General features: G+C 66.5%; 17 protein-coding genes, 1 tRNA gene and 1 other RNA gene. 8 read left to right on the forward strand and 11 right to left on the reverse strand.

Annotated elements, in window-relative coordinates; all coding sequences use genetic code 11:
- Position 1: 1 nt before the first annotated feature.
- Positions 2-991 (reverse strand): DEDDh family exonuclease, encoded by a 990-nt coding sequence (locus BST42_RS19195; RefSeq protein WP_083120895.1) that lies wholly within the window; start codon positions 989-991, stop codon positions 2-4.
- 89 nt (positions 992-1,080) lie between these two features.
- Here BST42_RS19195 and BST42_RS19200 point away from each other — a divergent pair, with 89 nt between their 5' ends.
- Both BST42_RS19200 and BST42_RS19205 read left to right on the forward strand, forming a co-directional pair.
- Entirely contained in the window at positions 1,081-2,322 is a 1,242-nt protein-coding gene (locus tag BST42_RS19200; RefSeq protein ID WP_207569534.1) for a Mur ligase family protein, read from the forward strand.
- Positions 2,319-3,029, forward strand: a complete 711-nt coding sequence (locus BST42_RS19205; RefSeq protein ID WP_083120897.1) for a type 1 glutamine amidotransferase — start codon at positions 2,319-2,321, stop codon at positions 3,027-3,029. Before BST42_RS19200 ends, BST42_RS19205 begins: the two co-directional genes overlap by 4 nt.
- Before the next feature lie 92 nt (positions 3,030-3,121).
- Here the strand turns inward: BST42_RS19205 and BST42_RS19210 are convergent, their stop codons facing one another.
- From BST42_RS19210 to BST42_RS19225, 4 genes are all read right to left on the reverse strand, one after another.
- Complete coding sequence (locus BST42_RS19210; RefSeq protein WP_083120898.1) at positions 3,122-3,973, reverse strand: putative endonuclease domain-containing protein; 852 nt, start codon at positions 3,971-3,973, stop codon at positions 3,122-3,124.
- Positions 3,974-4,078: 105 nt separating this feature from the next.
- The gene (locus BST42_RS19215; RefSeq protein ID WP_083120899.1) at positions 4,079-4,852 is read right to left on the reverse strand and encodes an EAL domain-containing protein; all 774 of its coding nucleotides are present in this window, start codon (positions 4,850-4,852) and stop codon (positions 4,079-4,081) included.
- Positions 4,853-4,871: 19 nt separating this feature from the next.
- A complete protein-coding gene (gene recR, locus BST42_RS19220; protein ID WP_083120900.1) occupies positions 4,872-5,483 on the reverse strand; it encodes a recombination mediator RecR in 612 nt (203 codons plus the stop codon).
- Positions 5,484-5,487: 4 nt separating this feature from the next.
- The gene (locus tag BST42_RS19225) at positions 5,488-5,814 is read right to left on the reverse strand and encodes a YbaB/EbfC family nucleoid-associated protein (RefSeq protein WP_036346464.1); all 327 of its coding nucleotides are present in this window, start codon (positions 5,812-5,814) and stop codon (positions 5,488-5,490) included.
- Positions 5,815-6,023: 209 nt separating this feature from the next.
- Here BST42_RS19225 and BST42_RS19230 point away from each other — a divergent pair, with 209 nt between their 5' ends.
- Entirely contained in the window at positions 6,024-6,737 is a 714-nt protein-coding gene (locus BST42_RS19230) for an Rv3717 family N-acetylmuramoyl-L-alanine amidase (protein ID WP_110918674.1), read from the forward strand.
- On the opposite strand, the gene BST42_RS19235 is transcribed toward BST42_RS19230, so the two are convergent.
- Positions 6,734-7,180 (reverse strand): SRPBCC family protein, encoded by a 447-nt coding sequence (locus BST42_RS19235; RefSeq protein ID WP_083120902.1) that lies wholly within the window; start codon positions 7,178-7,180, stop codon positions 6,734-6,736. The genes BST42_RS19230 and BST42_RS19235 overlap by 4 nt on opposite strands.
- Before the next feature lie 90 nt (positions 7,181-7,270).
- Here BST42_RS19235 and BST42_RS19240 point away from each other — a divergent pair, with 90 nt between their 5' ends.
- The gene (locus BST42_RS19240; protein ID WP_083120903.1) at positions 7,271-8,644 is read left to right on the forward strand and encodes an FAD-binding oxidoreductase; all 1,374 of its coding nucleotides are present in this window, start codon (positions 7,271-7,273) and stop codon (positions 8,642-8,644) included.
- The gene (locus BST42_RS19245; RefSeq protein ID WP_083120904.1) at positions 8,641-9,951 is read left to right on the forward strand and encodes a class I SAM-dependent methyltransferase; all 1,311 of its coding nucleotides are present in this window, start codon (positions 8,641-8,643) and stop codon (positions 9,949-9,951) included. Before BST42_RS19240 ends, BST42_RS19245 begins: the two co-directional genes overlap by 4 nt.
- A 7-nt stretch (positions 9,952-9,958) precedes the next feature.
- Here the strand turns inward: BST42_RS19245 and BST42_RS19250 are convergent, their stop codons facing one another.
- The 4 genes from BST42_RS19250 to ffs all read right to left on the reverse strand — a co-directional run bounded on the left by BST42_RS19250 (position 9,959) and on the right by ffs (position 13,746).
- A complete protein-coding gene (locus BST42_RS19250; RefSeq protein ID WP_083120905.1) occupies positions 9,959-10,330 on the reverse strand; it encodes a heme-binding protein in 372 nt (123 codons plus the stop codon).
- An 83-nt stretch (positions 10,331-10,413) separates the two neighbouring features.
- Positions 10,414-12,333: a DNA polymerase III subunits gamma/tau gene (locus BST42_RS19255; RefSeq protein WP_083120906.1), complete on the reverse strand. Its 1,920-nt coding sequence runs from the start codon at positions 12,331-12,333 to the stop codon at positions 10,414-10,416.
- A 9-nt stretch (positions 12,334-12,342) separates the two neighbouring features.
- Complete coding sequence (locus BST42_RS19260) at positions 12,343-13,638, reverse strand: aspartate aminotransferase type Ic (RefSeq protein ID WP_110918681.1); 1,296 nt, start codon at positions 13,636-13,638, stop codon at positions 12,343-12,345.
- A gap of 13 nt (positions 13,639-13,651) precedes the next feature.
- An RNA gene (gene ffs / locus BST42_RS19265) (signal recognition particle sRNA small type) lies at positions 13,652-13,746 on the reverse strand.
- Between the two features lie 106 nt (positions 13,747-13,852).
- Between ffs and BST42_RS19270 the strand changes: the two genes are divergently transcribed.
- The 3 genes from BST42_RS19270 to BST42_RS19280 all read left to right on the forward strand — a co-directional run bounded on the left by BST42_RS19270 (position 13,853) and on the right by BST42_RS19280 (position 15,903).
- Positions 13,853-13,938: transfer RNA gene (locus BST42_RS19270), tRNA-Ser, on the forward strand.
- A gap of 71 nt (positions 13,939-14,009) precedes the next feature.
- Positions 14,010-14,774, forward strand: a complete 765-nt coding sequence (lucA, locus tag BST42_RS19275) for a lipid uptake coordinator LucA (RefSeq protein ID WP_083120908.1) — start codon at positions 14,010-14,012, stop codon at positions 14,772-14,774.
- A 61-nt stretch (positions 14,775-14,835) separates the two neighbouring features.
- A complete protein-coding gene (locus BST42_RS19280) occupies positions 14,836-15,903 on the forward strand; it encodes an NAD(P)H-dependent amine dehydrogenase family protein (protein ID WP_083120909.1) in 1,068 nt (355 codons plus the stop codon).
- 5 nt (positions 15,904-15,908) lie between these two features.
- Here the strand turns inward: BST42_RS19280 and BST42_RS19285 are convergent, their stop codons facing one another.
- Positions 15,909-16,157: a hypothetical protein gene (locus BST42_RS19285; RefSeq protein WP_133057483.1), complete on the reverse strand. Its 249-nt coding sequence runs from the start codon at positions 16,155-16,157 to the stop codon at positions 15,909-15,911.
- Positions 16,158-16,261: the final 104 nt, after the last annotated feature.

The raw sequence follows: 16,261 nt of genomic DNA on the forward strand, positions 1-16,261 counted from the left end.
GTCAGAAAAGCGCGAACTGCTGACCCTGGTCGACCGAGGGCGCGAAGTCGTCGAGTCCGGTTCCGTTGGCCACTGAATCGACCGAATCCATGAACTGCCGGTCGGAGACCACCGGCACCCCGAGTTCCCGAGCCAGATACCCCTTGCCCTGTTCGGGTGTGCGCTCATTACAGATGACCAGCGAGGTCTCCGGATCGACGGCATCGGAGTAGGCAAGCCCGGCGTGGATGATGCGCTCCACAAGCTCTTCGTGTGTGCGATCCACCTCTGCCGACAATGCGACTCGCATGCCCTGCACCAGGGGCGCACCCCGTCGGTACGGCCCCGGATTCAGGTAGGGGCACAACATCCGGGATGCCAGCATCTTCAGCGGCCGCAACTCGTCATGGGTGACCCTGCCGTTGGGCCAGCGACGCCGGGTCACGGGCCGCACCGGCAACCACACCTCGCGGTCGCGGGCCCGCTGCAACGCCGGGCTCAACACCCGAGACAGCACCAGGGCGTCGTCGAAGGCATCGTGTGCGCGGGTCTGCGGCACCGCCCAGTGCCGCGCCAGCGTCTCGAGCCGCAGGTTGTCCAGGCCGAGGTCGAGGCGGCGAGCAAGCTCGACGGTGCACATGACGGTATCGACGGGCAGCGCGGTGTCGGCGAGCTCAGCCTCGCTGGACAGGAAGGCGTAGTCGAACGCGACGTTGTGGGCGACCAGCGTGCGGCCGTGCAGAAGGTCGATCACATCGGCGGCGATGTCGGCGAACGTCGGCTGATCTTCCAACATCTCGGCGGTGAGGCCGTGGATGTGGGTGGGGCCGGGATCGACACCGGGATTGAGCAGGCTGACCACAGAGTGCTCGACGCGGCCGTCGGGGTCCAGCGCCAGCGCGGCGAGGCTGATCACCCGGGCGTGGCCGGGCCGAAAACCGGTGGTCTCGACGTCAACCACGACCCAACCGTCCCCCGGCTCGCGGGCTGGTCGACCCCAGGTGTGGCTCACACAGTCAGGATGGCACGCAGGTCCGACAGTCCCCGGGACATCGAATCCGTGTCGGCCGGGCCGTCATTTCACGCATAAACTGCCTTCCGATGCCCAGGCCGACCATGACACTGCGGGGGCGCGCCGCGCTGGCCGCCGGATCCGCCGCACGCTGGGCTTCCCGGGCGACCGGGCGGGGTGCCGGCGCCATGATCGGCGGCCTCGTCGCGATGACACTGGACCGCTCGATCCTGCGCCAACTCGGAACAGGCCGCCGCACCGTGGTCGTGACCGGCACAAATGGCAAATCCACCACCACCAGGATGACCGCGGCCGCGCTGGCGACGCTGGGGCCGGTGGCGACCAACGCCGAGGGCGCCAACATGGACGCCGGGCTGGTGGCCGCGCTCGCCGGCACCCGGGACGCGGCGCTGGCCGCCCTCGAAGTCGACGAAATGCACGTGCCGCATGTAGCCGATGCGGTGGACCCGGCGGTGATCGTGCTGCTGAATCTGTCCCGCGATCAGCTGGACCGGGTGGGTGAGATCAACCACATCGAGCGCACGCTGCGCACCGGCTTGGCCCGCCACCCCGATGCGATCGTCGTCGCCAATTGCGACGACGTCCTGATGACCTCCGCGGCCTACGACTGTCCCCGAGTGGTGTGGGTGGCCGCGGGCGGCGGGTGGGCCAACGACTCGGTGAGCTGCCCGCGCAGCGGTGAGGTGATCGTCCGCGACGGCGTCCAGTGGTCCTCGACCGGCACCGATTTCAAACGACCGACTCCGCAATGGTGGTACGACGACGCCAAGCTGTACGGTCCGGACGGCCTCGAGGTCCCGATGCGGCTCTCGCTGCCGGGCGCCATCAACCGCGGCAACGCCACCCAGGCGGTGGCGGCCGCGGTGGCGTTGGGTGCGGACCCCGTTGCGGCGGTGGCCGCCGTCTCCCGGGTGGACGAGGTCGCCGGCCGCTACCAGACCGTGCCGATCGGTCAACACACCGCGCGCATTCTGCTGGCCAAGAATCCGGCCGGGTGGCAGGAGGCGCTGTCGATGGTCGACAGGAGCGCCGACGGTGTGGTGATCGCGGTCAACGGTCAAGTGCCCGACGGGGAGGACCTGTCCTGGCTGTGGGACGTCGATTTCGAGCACTTCGAGGACGTGCCCGTCGTCGCCGCCGGTGAGCGGGGAACGGACCTGGCGGTGCGACTCGGATATGCAGGAGTCCGCCATACCCTGGTGCACAACACAATTGACGCAATCGTCTCGTGCCCGAAGGGTCACGTCGAGGTGGTAGCGAACTACACGGCGTTCCTGCAGCTGACACGGACTCTGGGGCGGATGCGATGAGCACGGTGCGGATCGGGCTGGTACTACCCGACGTGATGGGTACCTACGGCGACGGCGGTAATGCGGTCGTGTTGCGTAAACGGTTGCAGCTGCGGGGAATTCCGGCTGAGATCGTCGAGATCACGCTTTCCGACCCGGTGCCCGACTCGCTGGACCTCTACACCCTCGGTGGCGCCGAGGACTACGCGCAGCGACTGGCCACCAAACATCTTCTGACGCATCAGGGTTTGCAGCGGGCCGCAGGCCGGGGTGCTCCCGTGCTGGCCATCTGCGCGGCGATCCAGGTGTTGGGTCATTGGTATGAGACGTCGGCCGGCGAGCGGGTCGAAGGGGTGGGCCTGCTGGATGTGACGACGTCGCCGCAGGAGAAGCGCACGATTGGCGAGGTGGTGTCCACACCGCTGGTCGACGGCCTTTCCCAGCAGCTGACGGGTTTCGAAAATCACCGCGGCGGAACAGTTTTGGGTCCTGAAGCCCGTCCACTCGCGGCCGTGGTCAAGGGCGCGGGTAATCGCGAGGGCGACGGATACGACGGTGCCGTGCAAGGCAGCGTGGTCGCGACGTATCTGCACGGACCGTGCCTGGCCCGCAATCCCGAGCTTGCCGACCTCCTGCTGTCGCGGGTCGTCGGTCCGCTGGAGCCTCTTGAGCTACCCGAGGTCGAGCAGCTTCGCCGCGAGCGCCTGGCCGCCCCCCGCCGGATGTAATCGACGCGCTGGCTTGGGGTCTCTTTGCGCCGCCGCCTCTTCGCCGACATTGAACTCACGCAGACAAAGTGCGAGTAGACCCCTGCATCAGTTCAATCTCGCGGACGCCAGCCCCGGGCCGTCAGAGCGTTGCGAACCCGCAGTATCACGTCGGCCGGTTTGTCCTCGTTGATGACGCGCACGACCTCCCAGCCCATCCCCGCGACGAGGCGCGACCGCTTCTGATCCCAGACGTAACGGTCTCGGTCACGGCGATGCAGATCGCCGTCGTATTCCGCCGCCACCATGTAGTCCTCCCATCCCATGTCCAGCATCGCGATCAGCCCCCAGTTGTTCTGGACGGGAATCTGAGTCGTCGGCACGGGAAGCCCAGCGTCGATAAGCAGTAGACGTAGCCACGTTTCCTTCGGCGACGCCGCACCGCGGTCGACAAGAGGCAGAACCTCGCGGAGCCCCCGCACGCCTCGGGCTCTTGGATACCGCTTGGCGAGGAGCAAGACCTCATCGTTCGAGAAGGAGATTGCGCGGGACAACGCGTCCAACCGCACGATTGCTTTGTGGCGCGGCAAGTGCCGGCCGAGATCGAATGCAGTGCGGGCCAGCGTGGTGACCGGAAGCCCCGCGACACGGGTGACCTCGTCGTCGCCGAGAGTTTCGTTGCGGACGATAAGCCCACTCGGCGGCCGGCCGTTGTTCCAGAACAGCTCGATGGGCTCGTCGTGGCTCACCCACTGCGCACCGTGCAGAGCGGCGGCTGCCGCGCCGCCGATGACAGCGCGCCTCCGCGACCACAGCCAGGCCGCGACCGTGCGATCGCGCAACGACTGCGCCTGCCCCCGAGCGCAATAGACATCGGGCAGCAGCCGCTCGTAGTACCGCTGCAATCCATGCCGGGTCAGGGCACCGCTTGCCACGGCGTCGCTGCCGAGGAACACCTCACCCATCGGGTCAGCATGGTCGCCGCCACCGACACGTCCGCGAGATTGAACTCACGCAGACAAAGTGCGAGTAGACCCCTGCGTCAGTTCAATCTCACGTGTGTCACCCGGTCAGGCGGCCGCGCACACTTCGGGGTTGACGTCGGCCACGCTCTCGAATGCGGGCCTGGCGATGTAGTAGCCCTGGAACAGATGCACACCCAGGTCTTGCAGGCACTCCATCTCCTCGCGGCGTTCGATCCCCTCGGCGATGAGCCCGATCCCGAGCTCGTCGCTCACCTGAACGATGCCCTTACAGATGGCCCTGCGCGCCTTGTCCTGGTCGATGTCGCGGACCAGACCCATGTCGATCTTGACGAGATCCGGCTGGAGATCTGCCAGGAGGTTGAGTCCGGCATACCCGGCGCCGAAATCGTCGATGGCGACGGTGAATCCACGCTGCCGATAGTCGGCGACGATCGCCTGCAGGTGCGCGAAGTCGGCGATCTTCTCCGCCTCGGTGAACTCGAAGACGATGCGCTCGGCGGGAAAGTCATACGTCTCAGCGGCTTCCAGCGTCGTCCGTATGCAGAGTTCCGGGCGGTAGACGGCATTCGGCATGAAATTGACGTTCAGTGACGACGAAATCCCCAACTCCGCCGCCAATTTGATCGCCGTGACACGGCACACCTGATCGAACCGATACAAGTTGTGGTCTCCGACTTGAGCGAACACCGCCGAGGCAGGTTCGTTGCGCAGCCCACGAACCAGCGCCTCCTGCGAGTGGACGGAATTGACGTCTGTGTCGAAGATCGGTTGGAACGCCATCGAGATCTCGAATCCCAAACCGGCACCGTCGACGCAGGCCCCGCAGTTCAGTTGGACAAAGTCGTTGGGCCTCGCCATGTAGGCGATCCTACGGAAGTCACACCATTTGGCGGCGGCCGGACAGAGCGCGGCCCAACGTCAGCTCGTCGGCGAACTCCAGATCGCCGCCCATCGGCAGTCCCGATGCGATCCGCGACACCGTCAGCCCGGGGATGTCGCGCAGAATTCGCACCAGATAGGTTGCTGTCGCCTCACCTTCGGTGTTGGGGTCGGTCGCGATGATCACCTCGGTGATGTCGACCCCGTCAATTCGCTCGCCAATTCTGTTCAGCAGCTGCCGAATTCGGAGTTGATCAGGCCCGACGCCGGACAGCGGGTCCAGCGCCCCGCCCAGGACGTGATAGCGCCCGCGGAATTCGCGGGTGCGTTCCACGGCCTGCACATCCTTGGGTTCCTCGACAACACACACTTGCGACCCGTCGCGACGTGCGTCACTGCAGATGCGGCATCGGTCGGCATCGGAGACGTTGCCGCACACCTCGCAGAACTGCACCCCGTCGCGGACCCTGCCCAGCGCTGCGGTCAGCCGGTCGATGTCCGGCGGCTCCACGGACAACAGATGGAACGCGATCCGCTGCGCGCTCTTGGGACCGACACCCGGCAGCTTGCCGAGTTCGTCGATCAAATCCTGGACGGGTCCTTCGAACAACGCGTCAGGCCCCCGGAATGCCTGGGGCCTGCCCGGCCAGCGGGCCGAGGTGAGTCTGGGCCAAAATCGTGAACTGACGGGCCGAGTCGGCGAGCGCGCCGACGATCAGGTCCTGCAGCGTCTCGACGTCATCGGGGTTGACGACCTTCGGGTCGATCCGGATCCCGACGACCTCGCCGCTGCCCTTCATGGTCACCTGCACCAGACCACCGCCGGCCTGACCGTGTACCTCGGCGGCGGCCAGCGCGGCTTGAGCCTCCATCAGCTTCTGCTGCATCTCCTGGGCCTGCGCCAGCGCGGCCTGCAGACCCGGCATGACCTGGTCGCGCATCTGCTCCGCCTGCTCGCGAAATCCTTCGAGGTTCGGCAGCTCACCGGGTCCGGGTTGCATGACAGTCTCCTTGCGTCTCGGTCTCGACTTGGTTTCGCCTGCGAATTCGGGCAGTCAGCGACTTCAAGACTAGACGGCGAAGAGTTACGGTGACGCGCGTGCTTATGTCCGCCCGAGCTCGTGTCGTGGCCGCAGCATGCACCAGCGTCATGCTGGTTGTGTCGACGGTGACCAGTCCGCTTGTCCATGCCGCGCCGACCAGCATCGCCGGGATGATCGTGTTCCTCGATCCCGGCCACAACGGGGCCAACGATGCCTCAATGACCAAGCAGGTCCCGACCGGCCGGGGCGGCACCAAGGACTGCCAGACGTCGGGCACCACCACCAACGACGGGTTCCCCGAACACACCTTCAACTGGGACACCGTGCTGCTGATCCGCCAGATGCTGAGCCAGCTCGGCGTACGCACCGCCATGTCCCGCGGTAACGACAACCAGGTGGCGGCGTGCGTCGACGAGCGTGCCGCGATGGCCAACGCGCTGCAGCCCAACGCCATCATCTCGATTCACGCCGACGGGGGTCCGGCCACCGGCCGGGGCTTCCACGTCAACTACTCCAACCCGCCGCTGAACCAGGCGCAGGCCGGGCCGTCGGTCCAGCTCGCCAGGACCATGCGCGACCAGATGGTCGCGGCCGGCATCCCGGCGGCGAACTACATCGGCTCGGACGGTCTCTACGGCCGCGCCGACCTCGCCGGGCTGAACCTCGCCCAGTACCCATCAGTGCTGGTGGAGTGCGGAAACATGAAGAATCCGGCGGACTCGGCACTGATGGAGAGCCCGGAGGGCCGCCAGAAATACGCTGCCGCCGTCGTTGCGGGCATCGCGGCGTTCCTGGCCACCCAGCCGGCGCGAGCCAGTTAGGCCTTCCCGGCCTCGACGGTCTTCTTGAGGTTGCCCAGCAACTCGTCCTGAATCTTGCGCAGGCCCAGCGGTGCGAACGTCTTCTCGAAGAAGCCGCCGATGCCGCCTGCCCCTGTCCAGGTGGTCTTGAGGGTGACGCTGGAGCCGGGACCGGCGGGCGCGACGGTCCAATTGATCACCATCGACGAGTTGGCGTCCTTCTCGATGACGGTGTGGCCGGCGACGTCGACGACGGCCTGCACCTCACGCACCCGCGACTTGGTGGCCTGCAGCTTCCATTTGGCGACCGTGCCCTGACCCTGGCCGCCCTGCAGCACCTGGTACTCGCTGTACTGCGGCGAGAGGATCTTCGGGCGCACGTTCTGGTAGTCGGCGATCGCATCGAGCACGGCGGCCGGTTCGGCGTCGATCAAGATCGAACTTGCGGCGCTGACCTGTCCCATCAGGTGAAACTCCTCGGGTGACGGCGGATTGCGGTGTGATCCACCAGCCGTGCGGTCGCATCGGCTGTGGCTGCGGACTAGCGTAGTCGTGTGTCTGTTTCTGCAGCACTGTCAGCTCATGTCCAGGGCGTGGAGCGGCTTCTCGCCAGCTACCGCGCCATTCCGCCGAACGCACCCGTACGTCTGGCGAAACCCACGTCCAACTTGTTCCGCGCGCGTGCCAAGAGCACCGCGCCAGGATTGGACACCTCCGGGCTCACCGACGTGATCTCTGTCGACCAGGCCGCCAGGACCGCCGACGTCGCCGGCATGTGCACCTACGAAGACCTGGTCGCCGCGACCCTGCCCTACGGTCTGTCCCCGCTGGTGGTTCCGCAGCTCAAGACCATCACCCTTGGCGGTGCGGTGACCGGACTGGGGATCGAGTCGGCGTCGTTCCGCAACGGTCTGCCGCACGAGTCCGTGATCGAGATGGACATCTTGACCGGCTCGGGTGACGTGGTCACCGCCAGCCGGGAGGCACATCCGGACCTGTTCCGGAGTTTCCCCAATTCCTATGGCACGCTTGGCTATTCGGTGCGCCTGAAGATCGAGCTGGAACCGGTCAAGCCGTTCGTCGCGCTCAAGCACCTGCGGTTCCATTCACTGCCCGACCTGGTGGTCGCGATGGACCGGATCATCGAGACCGGAGGATACGACGGCACCCGGGTCGACTACCTGGACGGCGTGGTGTTCAGCGCCGACGAGAGCTACCTGTGCCTGGGCGTGCAGACTCCCAGCGCCGGCGCGGTCAGTGACTACACCGGACAAGACATCTACTACCGCTCGATCCAGCACGACAACGGTGTCAAGGACGACCGGCTGACCATTCACGACTACCTGTGGCGCTGGGACACCGATTGGTTCTGGTGTTCGCGGGCGTTCGGCGCGCAGAACCCGAAGATCCGCCGGTGGTGGCCACGTCGTTATCGACGGAGCAGCTTCTACTGGAAGCTGATCGGCTACGACCAGAAGTTCAACATCGCCGACCGGATCGAGGCGCGGCACGGCCGTCCGCCGCTGGAGCGCGTGGTCCAGGACGTCGAGGTGCCGATCGAGCACTGCGAGGAATTCTTGAGGTGGTTCCTGGACGAAATACCCATCGAGCCGCTGTGGTTGTGCCCGCTTCGGCTGCGCGATCCGGCCGGCTGGCCGCTGTACCCGCTGCGCGCCGGCCACAGCTACGTCAACATCGGGTTCTGGTCCTCGGTCCCGATGGGGCCCACACCCGGCCACACGAACCGCCTGATAGAAGAGCAGATCGGCAAGCTCGATGGGCACAAGTCGCTGTACTCCGACGCTTTCTACAGTCGGGAGGAGTTTGACAATCTCTACGGTGGCGAAACCTATAAGACCGTAAAAAAGACCTACGATCCTGATTCACGGCTGCTGGACCTGTATGCAAAGGCGGTGCAACGACAATGACGATTTTTCGTGAGAACGAGGCGCATGCGCCCGGAAAGTTCAAACTGGCCGAGATCCTCGAGATCTTCACCGCGGGTGGAGAACTGCCGCTGAAGTTCACCGCTTACGACGGTAGCTCCGCGGGGCCCCAAGATGCCGAGCTGGGTCTGGATCTGCTCACCCCGCGGGGAACAACGTATCTGGCGACCGCACCGGGCGATCTGGGCCTGGCCCGCGCCTACGTGTCGGGCGACCTCGAAATGCAGGGCGTACATCCTGGGGATCCGTACGACCTGCTGCGGGCGCTATCGCACCAGCTGGATTTCAAGCGACCGCCGGCGCGGGTACTGGTCGACATCGTGCGTTCGATCGGCATCGAGCATCTCAAGCCGATCGCCCCACCGCCGCAGGAAGCGCTGCCACGGTGGCGCCGGGTCGCCGAAGGCCTGCGACACAGCAAGAAGCGTGACGCCGATGCCATCCACCACCACTACGACGTGTCAAACACGTTCTACGAGTGGGTCCTTGGGCCGTCGATGACGTACACGTGTGCCTGCTATCCCAGCGCGGACGCGACGCTGGAGGAAGCGCAGGAGAACAAGTACCGGCTGGTGTTCGAGAAGCTGAAGCTCAAGCCCGGCGATCGTCTGCTCGACGTCGGCTGTGGGTGGGGTGGCATGGTGCGCTACGCGGCGAAGCATGGCGTGAAGGCGATCGGTGTGACGCTGTCCCGTGAGCAGGCCGCCTGGGCGCAGAAGGCCATTGCCGAGCAGGGCCTGGCCGACCTGGCCGAGGTCCGCCACAGCGACTACCGCGACGTGCTCGAGAGCGGCTTCGACGCGGTGTCGTCGATCGGCTTGACGGAGCACATCGGGGTGGCCAACTATCCGGCGTACTTCGGCTTCTTGAGGAGCAAGCTCCGCGTCGGCGGTCTGCTGCTCAACCACTGCATCACCCGCCCCGACAACAAAGCCACTACCACTGGCGGATTCATCGACCGCTATGTCTTCCCCGACGGGGAGCTGACCGGCTCGGGCCGCATCATCACCGAAGCCCAGGACGCCGGCCTGGAGGTGCTGCACGAGGAGAACCTTCGCCACCACTACGCGATGACGTTGCGCGATTGGTGCCGCAACCTCGTCGAGCACTGGGACGAGGCCGTCGACGAAGTCGGACTGGCCACTGCCAAGGTGTGGGGCCTGTACATGGCCGGATCGCGACTCGGCTTCGAGACCAATGTCGTTCAGCTGCACCAGGTTCTGGCCGTCAAGCTCGACGAGAAGGGCGGCGACGCCGGGTTGCCGTTGCGCCCGTGGTGGACGCCCTGAACCGCTTCTAGACCGCCGATCCGGGAAGCTGACCGCATCGATTCTTGATGTCCAGCAACGGTTGTCGAATTCCGGTGATGTCGGCGGCGGTCTGCGGATTGGCGGCCATGTACGCCTTGACCCGCTGAAGTACCTGCGCCCGGGGAACACCGGCGAGGCTGGTGAAGAACGCGTTCACGTCGGGATGGGTGAACAGGTACGCCGACGTCGCGGCCTGCACACCCATTCGCACCCCTTCCAGGTCGGCGGCGGTGCAGTTCGGTGGTGGCGGCGGCGCATCGGGATCTGCTGCTGCAGAGGGAAGTTGGCCGAACAACGCCACTGCGAGGGCGCCGCATGCAACGAGCGTCGCCGCGGTTCGACGAAAGTCGAGGATCATGCACCGACGGTAAAGGTGCTGACGCACAAGCGCTTCACAGCACAGCAGATCCACAGCGGACCACGAGACCGCGCACAGAACTGCTAGCCGTCGATCTTGCGGGCGCCCAACTCGGTTTGCAGTAGTTCGAGCGCCACTTCCTCCGGGTCGCGTCGCGGCGCCGCGTCCTCGTCGTCGCGGCCGACCTCGGCGATCATGCTGTCCTCTTCGGCCCGCTGGCGATCGACAGGGTCGGGCTCGGGTTCCGGTGGTAATGGCTCGGCTTCGCGCACCGGCTCACCGATGCCGACCTCGCAGCGCACCCGCCAGTCCACGCCGAGCGCATCCTTGAGCGCGTCGCGGATGACGTCGGCATTGCGCTGCTCGCACAACCGCTTGGCCAGCGGCGCCGACTCGTGGCCGAGGATCAGCGTGTTGTTCTCGACCGCCCGCACGATCGCACCGGCCAGCATCACCTCCGTGGTGCGGCTGCGCTGCCGAACCTTCTCTCGCACCGTCGTCCACATCGTGCGCACCGCGGCCGCACCCGGCTCGCCCGCAGTGGCGGGGGCCGGTGCGGCCGCGGGTTCGGTGGCCGGCGGCGGCGGTGTGGCCTCCGGTACCGGGTCGGGCTTGGCGACGGGTTCGGGCCGCGCAACCGGCTCCGGCGGCGCGATCGGCTCCGGCCTGGCAATCGGCTCAGGCGCGGGCCGCGGAGCCGGGGGCTCGGGTGCCGCGGGCGCAGCAGGCGCCGACGCTGCTGCCGGCTCGGGCGCTGGCGCGGGCTGCTGCGTCTTGCGCACATACTGCTTGGCCGGCGCCGCCGCCGGTGCACCAGAATTCAATCCGGCCTCACCCGCCGGGATCGTGATCTCCATCCGGGTCTCGATACGTTCGATCCGCTGCAGCAGCGCCGACTCGGTGTCGCTGGCCGACGGCAACAGAAGCCGGGCGCAGACCACCTCCAGCAGCAACCGTGGTGCCGTCGCGCCGCGCATCTCCCCCAGCCCCGCGTGCACCACCTCGGCGTAGCGGGTCAGCGTCGCGGGCCCGATCTTGGTGGCCTGCTCGCGCATCCGCTCCAGCACGTCGTCGGGGGCGTCGACCACACCGCGGGTGGCAGCGTCCGGAACCGCTTGCAGCACAATCAAATCGCGGAACCGCTCGAGCAGGTCGACGGCGAAGCGGCGCGGATCATGTCCGGCGTCGATCACCGACTCCACCGCACCGAACAGTGCCGCGGCATCGCCTGCGGCCAGCGAGTCGACAGCGTCATCGATCAAGGCCACGTCGGTGGCGCCCAGAAGCGCGAGCGCGCGCTGATAGTGCACGCGGTTGCCTTCGGCGCCGGCCAGCAGCTGGTCCAGGACGCTCAGCGTGTCGCGGGGAGAACCGCCGCCGGCCCGGATGACGAGCGGATACACCGCGTCGTCGACGGTGACGCTCTCCGAGGCGATGATCTTCTCGATCAACGCGCGCATGGTCTTCGGGGCCAGCAGCCGGAACGGGTAGTGATGGGTGCGCGACCGGATCGTCGGCAGCACCTTCTCCGGTTCGGTGGTGGCGAACACGAAGATCAGGTGCTCGGGCGGCTCCTCGACAATCTTGAGCAACGCGTTGAAGCCGGCGGTGGTGACCATGTGCGCTTCGTCGACGATGAAGATGCGGTAGCGCGACTGAGCGGGCGCATAGAACGCCCGATCGCGCAGTTCGCGGGTGTCATCCACACCGCCGTGGCTGGCGGCGTCGAGTTCGACCACGTCGACGTTGCCCGGGCCGTTGGGGGCCAGCGCCACGCACGAATCGCACACCCCGCACGGGGTCGGCGTCGGACCCTGTTCACAGTTCAGCGAGCGGGCGAGGATGCGCGCCGAGGACGTTTTGCCGCAACCACGCGGACCGGAGAACAGGTAGGCGTGGTTGATCCGATGCGCCGACAGCGCGGTCGACAGCGGTTCGGTGACGTGCTCCTGGCCCACCACCTCGGCGAAGGTTGCCGGCCGGTACTTGCGGTAGAGCGCCACGGGTGAAGGCTACCGACCGTCGGTGACAGCCGCGGACCCCAGCATGGACTCGGTGGCCGCCAGCAACGCGCAGGTGGCCAGGCCGTCGATCGCGTCGGTCAAATCCGACACCGGCGGGAACGTCGGCGCGATCCGAATGTTCTTGTCGTCCGGATCTTTTCGATAGGGGAACGACGCACCCGCCTCGGTGACCGCAATGCCGGCGTCCTTGGCCAGCGCGACGGTCTTCTTGGCTGTTCCGGGCAGCACATCGAGGCTGATGAAGTAGCCGCCCTTGGGCTCGGTCCACGACGCGACCTTCGAGTCGGTGAGTCGCTTGTCCAGGATGTCCAGGGCGAGCGCGAACTTCGGCGCCAGCAGTTGCTGGTGGCGCTGCATGTGCAGCCGCACACCGTCGGCATCTTTGAAGAACAGCAGGTGCCGCAGGTGGTTCACCTTGTCCGGGCCGATCGACTTCTTGCCGGCGTACTGCAGATACCAGGCGATGTTGCCCAGCGAGCCGCCGAAGAAGCTCACCCCTGCCCCCGCGAAGGTGATCTTCGAGGTGGAGGCGAAGACATAGGGCCGGTGCGGATTACCCGCCTTGTCGGCCAGGCCCAGGATGTCGACCTGTCGCGGGAAGTCCAGCGTCAACGTGTGCACGGCGTAGGCGTTGTCCCAGAACAACCGGAAATCCGGTGCGGCGGTGCGCATTTGCACCAGCCTGCGGACCACCTCCCACGAGTAGGTGGTGCCGGTCGGATTGGAGAACACCGGTACGCACCACATGCCCTTGATGGCGGGGTCGGCAGCGACGAGCTCTTCGATGAGGTCGACGTCGGGGCCGTCCTCATTCATCGGCACGCTGATCATCTCGATGCCGTAGCTCTCGGTGATCGCGAAGTGCCGGTCGTATCCCGGAGCCGGGCAGAGGAACTTGATCACCGGCTCCTGACTCCAGGGCCGCGGTGAGTCGACGCCCCCGTGCAGCAGCGAGAACACCACGATGTCGTGCATCAGCTCAAGGCTGGCGTTGTTACCGGCGATCAGATTGGGCACCGGGATGCCGAGGAGGTCGCTGAAGATCGATCGCAGACCGGGCAGTCCATGCAGGCCGCCGTAGTTACGGGTGTCGGTGCCATCCTCGTCGCGGTACTGCTCACCGGGGAGGCTCAGCAGCGCGTTGGACAGGTCCAGCTGCTCGGCCGACGGTTTGCCCCGGGTGAGGTCCAACGACAGCTTTTTGGCCTGCAGGTCGGCGTAGTTCTGCCGCTGCAATTCATGCTGGGCTCGCAACTCATCGGGGCCCAGGGAGTGGAACGACACCATGCGCCTTTCACGAAGGGGACCCCGCGCACCCGCCAGAGCCCATTGACCCTTGCTGCCTTCCGGCCCTGGGGGAGTTCACAGGATAGACGCCGCGCGGGGTCCGTGGCGAGTGTAATACCTGCCGAGAGGTGGCCCGCCGGCGGAGGCAGCAAGACAAGGTGAGCCAGGCAGCCGGGGCGAGGCGCTTCCCGAGTCCGCTACCATTGCCGACGGAGGATTCGCCTAGTGGCCTATGGCGCTCGCCTGGAACGCGGGTTGGGTTAACAGCCCTCAGGGGTTCAAATCCCCTATCCTCCGCACCTGATCCGAGGTGCGATCGGGGGGTCACAACGCCTGATCGCACCTCGGATTTTGACTTGAGGAGGGGTATGGGGCGCGTTACCGCGACTGCACTGCAGCTGCTGCTGTGGGTGCTGGCCGGAGCTCTGTACTTCTTGTTCGTGCTTCCCCGGTGGTGGGAGCTCATGGGCGACACCACCCACACGCTGGGCACTGTTGCGCGCATCGTCACCGGCGTCCTGATCGCGCTGGCCGCGCTGCCGGTGTTGCTGACCCTGCTGCGCAGCCGCAAGCCCGAGGCAGGCACTCCGCAGCTGGCACTGCGCTTGCGGCTGTGGTCGGTGATCCTGCACGTGCTGGCCGGCGTGCTGATCGTCGGGACCGCGGTCGCCGAGATCTGGATCAGCCTCGACAAGGGCGGCCCGTGGCTGTTCGGCATCTACGGCGCGGCCGCCGCGATCGCGGTCCTCGCGCTGCTCTCCTTCCAGCTGGCCTACACCGCCGAACTGCCGCCCAAGCCGGCGAAGCCGAAGAAAGAGAAGAAGGTCAAGAAGAAGCGCGGCAAGGCGGCCGACGACGCAGAGGAAACCACCGAGGTCACCGAAGCTGCCGAGGCCACCGAGGCTGCCGACTCCGCGACGTCCGAGGACAGCAGCGAACCGGCCGTCGAGGACGAACAGCCGGCCGAAGTGTCGGCCGATGCCTCTGCGGAGGCCGAGCCCGAGGTCGAACCGGCGCCCGCTGACGGCGTCGACTCCGAGCCTGCCGGTGCGCTGCGGAACAAGCGCCCGACCGGCAAGACGAACCATCGCCTGCGCCGGCGCAACCGCACCAACATCGCGGTCGACGAGTAGACGACTGTCAAGTTCACCTAAACAACCGTCTGATCTGCGCAGCTGACCCTATGCTGAGCGAGTGCCCAACATTTCTCCTTATCGGGTCGTCCAGTGGACGACCGGCAATGTAGGAAAGAGCTCCGTCCAGGCGATCACCGCCAACCCCGGACTCGAACTCGTCGGCTGTTATGCATGGTCAGCGGACAAGGCCGGCCGCGACGTCGGAGAACTGGTCGGCATCGAACCGCTGGGCGTCACTGCGACCAACGACGTCGACGCTCTGCTGGCGCTCAAGCCGGACTGCGTGGTCTACAACCCGATGTGGATCGACGTCGACGAGTTGGTCCGGATCCTGTCGGCCGGGGTCAACGTCGTCGCATCCGCGTCGTTCATCACCGGCCAGAACCTGGGCGCGGGCCGTGCCCGCATCGAGGAAGCCTGTAAGACCGGCGGCTCGACAATGTTCGGATCAGGCGTGAGCCCCGGCTTCGCCGAGCTACTGGCGATCGTTGCCGCCACCTCCTGCGATCGCGTCGACAAGATCACCATCGCCGAATCCGCCGACACCACCCTCTACGACTCCCCCGAGACCGAGCGCCCGGTCGGATTCGATATGCGCATCGACGATCCCGACCTGCAGCCGATGGCCGCCAAGGGCACCGCGGTGTTCGCCGAGGCCGTGCAGTTGGTCGCCGATTCCCTCGGCCTGGAGCTGGACGAGATCACCTGCGTGTCCGAATACGCCCAGACCACCGAGGATCTGCCGATGGCGTCGTGGACCATCAAGGCAGGCCACGTCGCCGGGGTTTACGCCAGCTGGCGGGGCATCGTGAACGGCAAGACCGTCATCGACATCAACGTGCGCTGGAAGAAGGGCACCACGCTGCAGCCGGACTGGCAGCTCGACGCCGACGGCTGGAAAATCACCATCGACGGACGTCCGACGGTGAACATGCAGGTCGGATTCCTGCCGCCGATGGACATGATCGAGAACGCGAAGTCACTCGAAGACTTCTTCGTCCTCGGCCACATCATGACGGCGATGCCGCCGATTCACGCGATCCCCGCTGTCGTCGCCGCGCCGCCCGGCATCGCGACCTACAACGATCTGCCGTTGCCGAAGGCCCGGGGCGTCGTGCCGAGCTAGCCGCCCTAGATGCAGGCGCCGCCGGTCACCAGCCCGAACGGACCGGTGGCCTGCACACAGGCTGCGGGCGGGCCGTAGTACACGGGGCCGTAATCCGGCCCACGCCAGCCGCCACGGCCGCGGTCATGGTCGTCCCACTGCCAGCCGTCATGGCCGTGGCCATGTCCCGGGTCGGCGGAGGCGACACCCGCGCCGACGCCAAGGCCGGCCAAGCCGAGCCCCGCGGAAAGTGCTGCTGTTGCTGCGATCTTCATCAGTGTCATCGTGTTGATTCCTTACGACCTCAAGCGCCCCGACCCCGTCACACTCGTTTTGCAACAGAGCAGATTTTAGCCCAATTCCCCTAGGCGCCAACAAC

Origin of the sequence: Mycolicibacterium rhodesiae (assembly GCF_002086695.1) — a bacterium.
Taxonomy (GTDB): domain Bacteria; phylum Actinomycetota; class Actinomycetes; order Mycobacteriales; family Mycobacteriaceae; genus Mycobacterium; species Mycobacterium rhodesiae.